This window comes from Vibrio sp. 10N.261.45.E2 (genome assembly GCF_002875705.1).
Taxonomy (GTDB): domain Bacteria; phylum Pseudomonadota; class Gammaproteobacteria; order Enterobacterales; family Vibrionaceae; genus Vibrio.
On record NZ_MCZZ01000025.1, the window covers coordinates 75078 to 87753 of the forward strand.

At 46.1% G+C, this 12676-nt stretch carries 10 protein-coding genes; all 10 read right to left on the reverse strand.

All coding sequences use genetic code 11. The features are described 5' to 3' along the window. Position 1 precedes the first annotated feature (1 nt). A complete protein-coding gene (gene secD / locus BCT34_RS01605; protein ID WP_083702825.1) occupies positions 2-1801 on the reverse strand; it encodes a protein translocase subunit SecD in 1800 nt (599 codons plus the stop codon). Positions 1802-2071: 270 nt separating this feature from the next. Further along, entirely contained in the window at positions 2072-2554 is a 483-nt protein-coding gene (locus BCT34_RS01610; RefSeq protein ID WP_076654183.1) for a hypothetical protein, read from the reverse strand. A gap of 277 nt (positions 2555-2831) precedes the next feature. After that, the gene (locus BCT34_RS01615; RefSeq protein ID WP_076654147.1) at positions 2832-5612 is read right to left on the reverse strand and encodes a M16 family metallopeptidase; all 2781 of its coding nucleotides are present in this window, start codon (positions 5610-5612) and stop codon (positions 2832-2834) included. A gap of 215 nt (positions 5613-5827) precedes the next feature. Further along, positions 5828-6676, reverse strand: coding sequence for a response regulator transcription factor (locus tag BCT34_RS01620; RefSeq protein WP_076654148.1), 849 nt, complete (start codon positions 6674-6676; stop codon positions 5828-5830). A 51-nt stretch (positions 6677-6727) separates the two neighbouring features. Then, positions 6728-7786 (reverse strand): histidine kinase, encoded by a 1059-nt coding sequence (locus BCT34_RS01625; protein ID WP_076654149.1) that lies wholly within the window; start codon positions 7784-7786, stop codon positions 6728-6730. Continuing rightward, positions 7786-9078 carry a hypothetical protein gene (locus BCT34_RS01630; RefSeq protein WP_076654151.1) on the reverse strand — a complete coding sequence of 431 codons (1293 nt, stop codon included), beginning with the start codon at positions 9076-9078 and terminating at the stop codon, positions 7786-7788. The genes BCT34_RS01625 and BCT34_RS01630 overlap by 1 nt, the downstream gene beginning before the upstream one ends. A gap of 9 nt (positions 9079-9087) precedes the next feature. Continuing rightward, positions 9088-9870: an outer membrane lipoprotein-sorting protein gene (locus BCT34_RS01635; RefSeq protein ID WP_076654153.1), complete on the reverse strand. Its 783-nt coding sequence runs from the start codon at positions 9868-9870 to the stop codon at positions 9088-9090. Then, positions 9863-11152: an ABC transporter permease gene (locus BCT34_RS01640; RefSeq protein ID WP_076654155.1), complete on the reverse strand. Its 1290-nt coding sequence runs from the start codon at positions 11150-11152 to the stop codon at positions 9863-9865. The genes BCT34_RS01635 and BCT34_RS01640 overlap by 8 nt, the downstream gene beginning before the upstream one ends. Next, complete coding sequence (locus BCT34_RS01645; protein WP_076654156.1) at positions 11140-11838, reverse strand: ABC transporter ATP-binding protein; 699 nt, start codon at positions 11836-11838, stop codon at positions 11140-11142. The genes BCT34_RS01640 and BCT34_RS01645 overlap by 13 nt, the downstream gene beginning before the upstream one ends. Before the next feature lie 108 nt (positions 11839-11946). Beyond that, positions 11947-12627 (reverse strand): hypothetical protein, encoded by a 681-nt coding sequence (locus BCT34_RS01650; protein WP_076654158.1) that lies wholly within the window; start codon positions 12625-12627, stop codon positions 11947-11949. Between the last annotated feature and the right edge of the window lie 49 nt (positions 12628-12676).

The following is a 12676-nucleotide window of genomic DNA, read 5'->3' on the forward strand; positions in this document are numbered from 1 at the left end:
CTTAAATCCTTACATCGTGGCGTTGGTCACGCCCCCAAACCAAATTGATGATTGCTCGTGAAGCAAAAATGCCCGTAAACATACTGGTTAGAAGACCTAAGCCCAGTGTCAGAGCGAAGCCCTGAATCGGCCCATTACCGATGGTATATAGAGCCACAGCAACAATCATGGTGGTGACGTTAGCATCAAAAATAGACGAGAATGCGCTATCGAAACCACGATCGATAGAGCTAGCAAAGCTGCGTCCTTCTTTCATCTTGTCTCTAATGCGCTCAAAGATAAGCACGTTGGTGTCCACCGCCATACCGACCGTCAGAACTAAACCCGCAATACCCGGCAGAGTTAATACCGCACCCGGTAGTAACGCAATCAAACCAAACAATGTGGTCATGTTCACAACCAATGCACAGTTCGCGACCCAACCTAAGCGGCGATACCATAGCGCCATAAACGTCAGAGTAAGACCAAGGCCAAGCGCCAGAGCAGCAAAGCCGTTGGTTACGTTTTCTGCACCCAGAGACGGGCCAATAGTACGTTCTTCAATGATGGTCACTGGCGCGGTCAATGACCCCGCACGCAGCAGTAACGCAAGCTCTTGCGCGTCAGCCAAGCTGCCAGCACCCGTGATTCTGAAACGGCTACCCAGTTGAGACTGAATGTTTGCCACACTAATCACTTCACTGTCTTGCTTGCTGTTACCCGCTCTATCACGGCTGTATTCGCTGTACACCGTTGCCATTGGCTTACCAATGTTATGACGTGAGAACTCAGACATCTTCTTACCACCAGAAGAATCTAGGGTAATGTTTACTTCTGCGCTGCCCATCTCACCAATACCGCTGCGAGCATCGATAATGTGTTCACCACTCAACACGGCTTTGCGAGCAACAACGACACGGTTGCCATCTGAATCTTTCAGTGTTTGAGTATTGCGAGTTGCATTGTCGTACACCGAATAGAACGCCAATGAAGCAGTAGCACCAATCACGTCTTTCGCAGCTGCAGGGTCTTGTACACCCGGCAATTCGATACGAATACGGCTTTCACCTTGGCGTTGAATCGATGCTTCAGTGATGCCGAGCTCTTCAATGCGGCTGCGCATGATTTGCAGGTTTTGTTGAACCGTAAGGTTGCGTAGCGTTCTTTGTTCTTCTTCAGACTGAGTTAACGTTAGCGACTTGTCGGAGCGGTTACGTAGCCATTGTGGGAACTCTTGACGAATCAGCTTCTGTGCTTTTTCGAAATCGGCGTCGGTACGGAAATCAAACTGAACTTGGTTGTTCACCACTTTACCGCGGGCATAACGCACTTCGCTGGTGATCTCGTCGACCATCGCTTGAGCTTGCGCGTGATAAACCGGTTCCATGTCCACTTCTAATAAGAACTGCACACCACCACGCAAATCAAGGCCTAGTTGAATCGGCGCGAAGCCCATGTCAGTCAGCCATTTGGGTGCTGCTGGTTCCATCGCTAGCGCAACCGTCGCGTTATCCAATAGGCGCTCATTCAGCACCTCTTTGGCTTTCGCTTGTTGTTCAGCGTCTTCTAAGATCACGACTAAACGTTTGTCTTTTTGAAATGCAGATTTTGCTTGGATGCCTTCGCTCGCAAGATATTGAGTAATTTGAGTGGCGTCGATTGTCTGTTCAGAACGATTGCTGATTTGAACCGATGCATTCTCACCAAACCAAGAAGGTAGAGCACTCAGAATCATGATGATAATGGTGGCGATAAGCACCACGTATTTCCACTTTGAGTAGTGGTTAATTTGTTTTCTTGGAATGCATTTTTTCACAGTCAAGATCTCTTCTTTTTACCAATCATCGTAAACACGTGCTCAAAAATAGCGCCGGAGAAAAGCAGTGACCGAGCATTTTAACCCGCTAGGGTGACCTGTTATTTACTACGATTGGTACAACTAATGTTTTGCGAACACGAGCGATGACTAGCCGCAACCACAACCAACTGATTGAGTAGTAATGCTAAAAATGGTGTGTCGCTATATTTGATTAATGGGCGAGTTCAACGGGCACAAAGTGACCACCGATACGACCAATTTAGGGTCAAATGATTAGCTAAGAAGTTCTCGGAAATGCGAGTATTGGATATTGCCCTCTTTCCACCCCGAAAGCCGGGAGGACGGAGAACTCACAATGCTGGTCCAATGCTGCTTAGTATCCAACATCGGTGTGTTGAAGAGCAGAGAAGCCAGTATTGAAGGAGGAGAGAAATCGATCAGTAGATGATAAGCAGGCTCAAGATCGGCCACGCTTTCTTGCTCGTTGCTGAGCATACGTCTAAAGGTTACCGCTTGGAGACTCGATTCAGTGTCGTGATAGTTGGAACTATCACCTAAAGACACAGTGTCAAACTGAACCTGATCGCATTCCATGTAGCTCGACGGGTTATCCGTAGCGGCTTGTTTACACTGTTTTTTCGCGGAAGATTGTTCATTCTGCGAAGACTGCTCTTGAGCGGAGTGGATTTGGAATGGCTTAGAAGGAAACGAATAGCCGTTAGAATTCACTAAGCCAAAGCTCAGTAAAAACAACATTAAGACTAATCGGGTACCCAGTTTAAGCAATCTAATATCCAAACAACATTCTCATAGATCGCCAATCTACAATACAAATGAAACGCTGTCTTGATTTAAAACATTTTTTTAGAAAATGATTCGATGCAACCGATTAAGCGCTCTCGCAATTTAGATTTACATAGATCTAAAAGTACTTAACAACAGGTGATGTATAGATGTTACGAATGGTAGAAACAAGAAAGCCAAGCGGTGCTCGCTTGGCTTTGGTTAAGTATTTTTTTTCAAGCTTTAGGCTTTAGGCTTTAGGACGCATGATGTTCTTAACCTTACGGCTATTTTCACCAAAGATGCGTTGTACAAGTTGATTCATGTCTTCACGAGAAATCGAGTTAACCGTCGCTTTCACGTTAAACAAGGCTTCTACACCATAGTCGTGCAAAAGATAACGAGACACGAACCATGCTTGGTCAACAACGATAGTATCTAAAGGCGTAAAGTCCGCTTCTAATTGCTTGCCTGCCACTCTAACTTCGTCTTGTGAGACACCCTTCAAAAGATCTGCAACCACTTTATCAATCGCCACTTCTATCTGATCAGCATTTTTAGGGTCGATCATCGCACCAATAAACCAGTCATGACTTGTTTCACCATCTTGGGATGCATAGTAAGCATAAGGTGAGTAATCTAGGCTTAAATCTTCACGTATGTACGCGTCTAAGCGAGTAGCAAGCACGCGTTGTAGCATGTCTTCCATAAAGACATCTTTAGCCGTTTGTCCTCTTACCATTCCAGTATGGGCTGAAGGCTCAGCAATGACTCTTAGCATGTACTCAGTACTGTTAGTAGTATTGACCGCCAAATCAATGCGCGCTTTAGATGGGTGCTTGTACGCGACGTTAAAGTCAGGCACATCAGCTTTTTCCAACGGAATAGAAGCCAAATATTGACGAACCAGAGGTTTCAGCTCACTTGGATCAATGTCGCCCACAATAACCAACTGATTATCTCGAAATTGACCAAACAACTGTTGATGGACGCTCTTTATCTCTTCAACAGAAACCGTTTCCACACTTTTACTATCGAGCAACACATGATCACTGTCCGCTTGATAGGTATTCTGGTTCATTGCATATGCGAACTGACCAGTCGGGCTTGCTAAGTAAGAATCTCGATTTTGAATGAACTCTTGCTTAACTGCCTCAAGTTGCTCTGGCGATACTTTGACTGATGTCACGATCGCATTGAGTGCGGCAAAAGTTTCCGCTAAGCCACTATTGTTGAGCTTAAACTCGACGCCATGGCGAGTAGAATCGATAAACGGATAAACCTGAATATCTTCACGATCAAGATGCGCATCGAGCTCTGTGCCAGTAAAACTGCCAACACCACTTCTACCTACAGCAGCAAGAGCCAATTCTGTCGCTGGGTATAAGCTAGGATCAAGTGCAGCCTTGCCGCCTAAACTCGTGTAATAAATACCTATGTCACCACCTGCAAGAGAATCACGCAAATACCACATATCGATACCATTGCTAAGCGTCCATTTTTGAACATATGGGTCTACATACATCTGTTCAACTAACTCAATGTCGCCTTGCGAACTCGGTACAGCAAAAGCACTGCTGGTCACCGAAAACAACGGTTTGGCACCCTTTTCGCTATAAGTTGCTTTTAAGCTCTCGATGGCTTGGGTAATCGCAACTTTATCTTCACTTTCATTCATACCAACCACTACGAAATAGTCGCTAGAAAGCAAAGCCTTAATATTGGCATTAATCACATCAAGATCGAGGTTTGCGACAAACTCTTCAAGGCTCGCTTCATAGTCTCGTTGTGATTGCACGACCTGTTCGTTCACTAAAGCCATCGCTTTCTGGTTAGCGTGCTGTACGCTGTCCATGTTGTCCCAGTCAATTTCTACATTATCGAGCAAATCTTGGTAATAGTGCTGCTCGCTGATGATCTCATTTTCAGAGACACCATAATCACGCAGAGATGCCAATGTCGCGATAAGCTCTTGTTGAGTCACCTCACGCGCGCCCACAGGGTAACCAACGCTGATCGATGAATAACGCTGATATTCCATAGAGTAATGCTCAGCCACCACCCATTGAGTCGCTAAGGCCGCATCATTGAACTTGGTATTGAGTCGCTGCCTGATCAGTTGCTGCGCGGTCTCATCTAGCCAAAGCTGATGTTGTTGTTCGCGAGTCTCTATCTCGCTTGAACCTCGGTTTATCATCAAAGAAATACTTGGGGTTTCCCCTTCTGCATACTCGATATAATCACCGTCATTGAAGTTTGTGATTCTTTGTTTTTCTGGCTTTGGAGTTTTACCACGCTGCCAATCTGAAAACTTCTCTTCAATGAGTGGGATAGCGATTTTTGTGTCGATATCACCCGAGACAATCACTTCAACGATCTGAGGTTGATACCACGTCTGATAAAAGCTATTTAGCCCTTGAGAAGTCACGTTGAGCACAGATTCTTTAGTACCAAGGGCATCTTGACCTTCATATTGACCACCCTCAATGAAGTGGTCAAAGAATTGTTCTGCAAATGGTTTGTCGTCTAAGCGTGCATAACGAAACTCACCAAGAATCACGCCTTTTTCTTTTTCAACTTCTGAACTTGATAGGTCCAGACCATCACCTATGTCTCGCATCCACGTCAGGGCAGACTGTAATTGGACATTATCAGGTAAATCTAATTGGTACACAGTTTCTTGGTAAGAGGTATAGGCGTTGATATCAGCACCAAAGCTAGCGCCTGCATCTTCGAATAGACGTATCACATCATTTTGAGAGAAATTCTTACTGCCATTGAATGCCATGTGCTCCAAAAAGTGCGCATAACCTTCTTGTTGGTCAGTTTCTTGGAACGAACCCGCGTGCACGACTAAACGTACAGAGACAGACTCTTCATGATCTGGATAAACATGATAGGTAAGGCCATTTTCTAGCTGACCCGAAGTCCATGCCGGATCCGGTTGGATTAAGGTTTCGGTGATATTTGATGTTGAACTACAGCCAACTAAGGTAAGGCATACTGCCGCCGCTAAATAATATGTTTTCATAACAACCTCTTAATGTCATTCATCGACAATATACAGATTGAGCTAACGATTATTATTTAATATTTAACCCGATGAATATCTTTGTGATCTAGATCTTCATTTTATAAATCACTGGGCGTTATGTAATATCGTTTTTAATCATTTAAGGTGACGTTGTGATAAGAACCGATTACCTGTCCCTAAACTCGTTTGCTACATTCCTTTTAGCCCATTCTCTACATACCTTTAAACAGCGCTTGCGAGGCGCGGCTGATGGGTAACTTTTGCCCAGACACATAAGCCGACATCTGACCTGAGAGCCCTTTCTTCACCTTATCGATGGCCGATACTTTCACTACCACTGAACGATGGATTTGCCAAAACTCATCAGGATTGAGCTGGGCGATCAACTCTTTTAGCGACACTCGAAGAATGAACTCCTCTAGCGTACCACCTTGGCCCTTTTTAAATATAGAGACGTACTTATCTTCCGCTTTGAAGTAAGCAACATCATCGACGGCGATTAGGTGAATGTCTTCCCCAATACTGGCTTTGAGCCACGTGAGATACTTCTTCTGCTGTTGATAAAGGGGCTGCGTTGGCTGTTGTGTCGACTGGGATAACTGTTGAAGCTGGTTCATTAGCGCCGCAATATCGGGCTGTTCCTGAGTGCTACCTGATTGCGTTTGGTTGCTCGACAAGCGCGCTTGCACCTTCTGACAGGTGGCAAATAAGCGTTCTTCATTGATCGGTTTAAGCAGGTAATCCATCGCATTGTGTTCAAAGGCTTTGACCGCGTATTCGTCATAAGCGGTAATGAACACTATCAATGGCGGCGAGTCGAGCTTGGTCAGTTGCTTAGCGAGTGAGATACCATCCAGCTCTGGCATACGAATATCGAGAAAAGCCACATCTGGCTTCAGCTGCTGAATACTCTGCATCGCCTCCAGACCATTTGTGGCCTTACTGACGATCTCTAGTTCAGGCCAAACTTCAGCCAAACTCTTGTCTAGGTGATGCCTTAACAGTGCTTCATCGTCTGCGATAATTGCCGTTACGTTCGGCTTTACTGCTGGGTTGGTCATTATTATTCCTTTAAATTCACACTGTAAATCGTCTGTTTGTAATCACTGCTATTAGAGTTTCGGCTCATCGCTCTCGGATCTAGTTTCGTTGATAAGCGGTAATAAGATAGTCGATACCACGCCGCCTTCAGCTTGCTCCGTGATCGTTAGGCTCGCTTTATCACCATAGAGAGTTTCGATGCGTTGGCGGATATTGCTTAACCCAACACCATGACCCGCGCTAATAGGTGGCGCTTTCAGCCCCGCACCATTATCGGAAACTTCAATTTTTAGCGATTGTACTTGTTGAGTAATGCAGATATTCACCTGGCCACCCGCCGCTTTGGGCTCAATTCCATGAGTTAATGCATTCTCGACCAATGATTGAATCAAGAACGGTGGAATCACTTGTAGGTTGCTGATGCCATGCGTTTCAATCGAAAACTCTAAACGCTCTGCCAATCGGATCTTCTGAATGTTGAGGTAAGCATCAATCAAATCAACTTCTTGAGAAACAGTAGATTGATCAGTACGGCTATTTTTTAATGTCACGCGCAACAAATCAGTCAACTTTTCTAGCATCAGCTTAGCTTTAGCGCTATCAGTCTCAATTAGCACACTTATGGTGGCGAGCGTGTTGAACAAAAAATGAGGTTCAATTTGGCTTTGAAGTTGCTTTAGCTGGCTCATCACCACGACTTTATCTTGGTCAGCTTGGCGGCGTTTGGCGATTTCTAACTCATTTTCAGCTCTGAGTTGCTCACCTTTGGTGTAGAAATAATAGTAACAAACCGAACAGAAAATCACGCCCAACAGCATCACGGATTTAAGATCTGAAAAGCTATCGCCAAAGGAGTGGTTTAACCAATAATGTGCGTTTAACGTACCCACTGTCATCGCCACCACCATTGAGATGCCCACTTCAAGCACTCTAGATTGAGTTTTAAATAACTTAACCAAAATGAAAGAAGAGCCCACCGCGCTATAACCAAAGCCAAAACTTATCGCGAGGTTAACAATAAAATCGCTCCCTCTTACAATTTGGGTAACAGCAGCAATCAAAAAGCAAAAGATGCTCGTCAGAGTAAGGCTTTTCAGCCACGAGTATTCACTATCGGAAGAAGTGTCCATTAAAATCGTCCTTTGATATTTAAAAGAATCATATGACTATCGGGTAAGTTGGCGTAAGCAGAATCACTTTTACCGCCTAGAAAGCGTGCAGCAAGTTCCAAATCCAACGATGAATCGCCATTATCTATAGCCTGATAGTTAAGCCACTGAGTGGCAATAAAGCCGCCGTCTTGAGGAGACAACATCACGTCGAATGTCGGTGTGATATCTTCAAGCCAGCCATGTGTTGAGTCCAAAGACCAGTGAAACATGATGTTGTGTTGAACCAAATTGGCGTGTTGATAACCTTGAGCGTAAGAACCTGCTAATGATGCTGTTAGCGGATTAACCGACAAAGACTCGGCACTTTCTATTGCGTTTTGCCACTCAGAATCACTCCAAGCGCGGCTATCAAACCAGTATTCCAACACTACATTGTGCCCCGTGTCATTGGCCCATGTTAATCCGACTAAGGCTTGATAAGCCTCGCCCTGCTCTTCGAGATAAACAGGTTTAAGTAGTGAGTTGGGCTGACTGTAACCAAGGCTTTGTCGCTGATAAACCACAGAGCCATGAAACTCCCAAGCGAGATTCAACACCGACACCAAACTCGCCCCAAGCAAGCCGTGACGCACGTCGTCATAATAAGCGACCCACTGATATTCATGATCGCCCACTAGGTTGTAACGACGCAAACCAATGCCTTGCTGCTGATTCTGCTTTTCGAATTCATTTACGTCTTGAGAAGCCCATGACGAATCACTGTAAAGCAGTGTCCATTCACCCGTCATATCGAACAGTGACGCCGCAGCCACACCCGCGCCCTCTTCAGCAACAATGCCCACAGGGTTTTGTCTGTAAGGCTTGATGATGTCTAGCGGTCGGTAGCCATAACCCACGCCCCAATCTAGGCGAACCTTGCCGAGAGTTACATCGAGGTAATGATCACCGAACGCTGAATTAGACAGCTCAACACCACCTTGCCAAAACAGCTCACGCACAATGAATTCCGATTCAAAGCTCGCCTCTTGTTGCGGAGGGTTATTGCTCAAAATATCATTGGCTTTCATTGCAAACAGACCAAGCCAATTGTTATATCCAACTTCAAGATCCAACAAGCCATTGAGTGACTGACGATTATCAGATGTTAAAGGGATAAAAGGCGACTCTCGCGATTCAACGGCTTCAGCACTCAGTTGCCAATCCCAAGCCAAGCTCAGATCGTCCGCTTGAATCGTGTAACTCACACAGGACAATGCAAGCAAGGTAGCGATTGAAGGCTTGATATGGAATCTACGACTAGAAGCTTTCATGGCACCCACCTAAAGCCCAGACACGCTATTACGCGATAAGTAAGCTGGGTTGTAATATTTGTCTGCCAAGGCTTGTTCACTCACCTCACGGTACTCAATCACGGTTTTCTTGCTTGGCTGAATCTTATCGAGCAAGGTCATCGACACCACTGTGGGTAATCCATCACGCACGCCTTCAGTAAACCACGCTTGTTTCGCCAGTTTTCCTGAACGCAGATACAGATCCGCTTTAACTGGGAATGCACGGTCTGCCGTTAACCACAGATCAATCGACTGGTAACTCGCCCCCTTGGTTTTCGCCGCGAGCTTTAGGTGATGGGTATCGAGTGTCTCGCCAGTCGGCATCTCAACTTGTTGCTCGGCAACCCACTCCCCTTGGTAGTCTTCGCTCCACGTCAGCGTAGAGATATCCCCTACCGAGGCTTCACCCAGCAGTTTTTGCATCGGTGTAATACGAATTGGTCGACGAGATTTCGGCATCAGCAACCAATAATTATCTTCGATCATCAGCATCTTTTGGCCCGCCTCGACAGCCGATTTGAACACAACCAACGACTCTCGGTTTGGTCTTGTGTAGACGTTGTATTCACGGGTTTTGTCTAGTTGATCATCTTGATATAGCGCCACCAGAGAAACCACCTTAGAAGCTTGTTCGCTGTTCAAGCGGTAGCTGTCTGCCTTAGCAATCATCTCGGTAACTTGCTGTGAATCGATAGCCCAGCTTGGTGCCGATGCTAGAGCCAAAGCCAACGCAGAACCTAAAATAGTGAGTGAACGAGTAAATTTATACATAAACCAGCGCCTCCGTGATTGGCTTATTTACGCCTTTGCGAGCAGAGAAATAAGCAGCCAGCAAACAGATCGTCAGCACACCCAAAGTGGCGTAACCAACCAATTCCAATGAGAAGTAAATATTGAGTGGGTAACCTTCGGTTCTTCCCGGAGGTGGTGGCATTTGCACATCAATCACCAGCAATAACACCGACATTAAACCGCTCACTAGTACACCTATCGCACTGCCAACAACCGCCAGTAAGCCCGCCTCTTTTAGAAAGCCCGCCACGATTTCAGAAGGGTAACTGCCGAGCGCCGACAAAGTGCCAATCTCACGAGTTCGCTCCGTCACCGACATGGTCATGGTATTAAATAAAGATACGAACACCACCAATGCCATCACTGCGCCCATGATGCCAAAGATACGGTCGTAAAGGTCTTTAACCTTGGTGTAGAAAAACGCACGATCTTGCCATGGAGTGATCTCAATATCTGAGCCTTGTTGACCAACTTGCTTGTCCAAAGCCAATTGGATGCGTTGTTGAACTGTCGAAGTCTTGTTTGTTTCAAATAGGAACACCGACAAGGTACTGACTTTGTCAGAGGCCAGAAGCTCTTGAGCTGTTGTGATGTGGACATACAGCTGACGTTTATCCAACTCAGGAACCCCTGTCGAGTAGATGCCCTGCACCTTGAAATCAAAGGCATTCAAAGCACCATCACTGGTGGTCGCGAGCAATGTTACCCAATCTCCAACGGCTACTTTGAGGTTACGAGCAAGATCGGTTCCCAGCATCACTTGTGGCTCTTGGCTGTCGTATCTTGGGGATTTCACATCCGAGAGCGTTTGCCCGCTACGCACATCAAGAAACGGGCCTTTCATATCGAACTCACGCTCATTGACGCCTGTTCCCATAAATATGGTCGACTTACTGCCATTAGATACCAAGCCACTAAAGTAAACTCGCGGCTGAACGCCACGCACGTCGCTGTCGCCAATAATGCTCTTGGTTAGCACTTGGACATTATCGAGACCATTACTCAGCGGCATATCTTCATCTTGTTCAAAGTAACCCGGCGTGCTCAAAGTAAGATGGCCAGTATCGCGCGCGGTCGATTCACGCAGAGATTCATAAGTGTAAAGCCCATAACCACCCGCGCTGGTCAATGCGAAAACCGCAATCGCGATGATCAACACTGAAAGTAAGCTGCGGCGGCCATTTCTTAACAGATTCAACCACGCCAAACGTACTGAGGTTGGAAGTAAAATGGAGCTAAAACCTTGTGTTAACTTGCCCATGAGATCGCCTCCGTTTCTGTGGTTTGTGGAGCCAATTGTCCGTCGATAAGTTCAATCACTCGGTCACAGCGCTGCGCCATTCTTGGGTCGTGTGTTGCGACGATAAAAGTCGTGCCCATTTCGTGTCCGAGCTCTTTCATAATGTCGATCACAAGGTTGGCAGTGTGGCTGTCTAGGCTCGCGGTCGGCTCATCAGCAATCACCAAGCTTGGGTTATGGATCAATGCTCTGGCTATCGCAACACGCTGTTGCTGACCTCCAGAAAGGTTATCTGGTCGATGATGAACGTAATCCCCCAACCCAACACGTTCTAGCATTTCTTGTGCTCTGGTCTGTTGTTCTTGCTTGGAACATTTGTTCAACATCAATGGATACGCGACGTTTTCCAAAGCCGTCATCACAGGAACAAGGTTGAAGCGCTGAAACACAAAACCCAGCGACTGACGACGAAAACGCGCAGCGGCGATCTGCTCGGTCGGGTAAGCTTGACTATCAATACTGATTTGGCCTCGATAGTCCATGTCCAACAAACCAAGGATATTCAAAAGCGTACTTTTTCCAGAACCCGATGGGCCACACAAGGCGACCATTTCACCACGTTGGATGTGTCCGTCGACTCCATCTAATGCATCAACACGTTGACCGCCAATCACATACGATTTGCCGATACCGTTAAATTCAATCATTCCATTTTCCTCTGATTACCAATTGATTCTTAAGCGTTCGCAAGCCGTTAATGAGCTTTAGTAAACCGTTATTTAGCATTCACGCCCGTTATTGTGCTTTCGCAGCTTTTATTTAGCTTTCGCGATTAGTGCCTTAGCGGTCATGGTTTCGATGTTGCCAGCATCAATACTTTCCATTTTCTCTAGCCACACTTGTGCTTGCTTGAAGTCTTCAGCACGAATCGATGCGGTAATGGCGTAACGGTAAATCCACGAGGTCGCCGCGAAATGTTGTTGTTGGAAATCATCTTCCGCGAGTAACGAGAGGAACAAGTCATAACCACGATCAAAATGGTTAAACATGTCTGGCAGAGAAGTGTAAGTCACCGCGGCCATAGCGCGAGTTAGGTAAGAATCTGGCAGCCCTTGAACACGAGGTTGCTCATGAATCGGTTGGTCTTCGTCTTTAAGTAGCATCAGAGATTTATCAATAGTTGATAAGCCCTTTTCCACATGCTTCATCTTGTTCCAAGGCAAGAACGCATCACGCCCCATTAAGGTTTCTGTGCTTCCGAGGTAAACCAAGGTTAGCGGCGTCGCGCCATCTTGTTGCAGCGTGTCGTTAAGACGCTCATACGCCACCTCGACCAAGTCTTCATTGCCTTGCGCCGCTTGGTTGTAGATATCGAGCACGTCTGAACTTGGGTTAGCCAAAGCTAACGACGGTGCAATTGAAGCTAGCCCAATCAAAAGTGAACGCTTAAGCAGAGAAGCGGTAGAGCTTGAATTAAATGAGTGTGAAGCAGTCATGATTTCTAATCCCTTTCAAATGTTGACGTTGAAAGGTTAACCACAAATT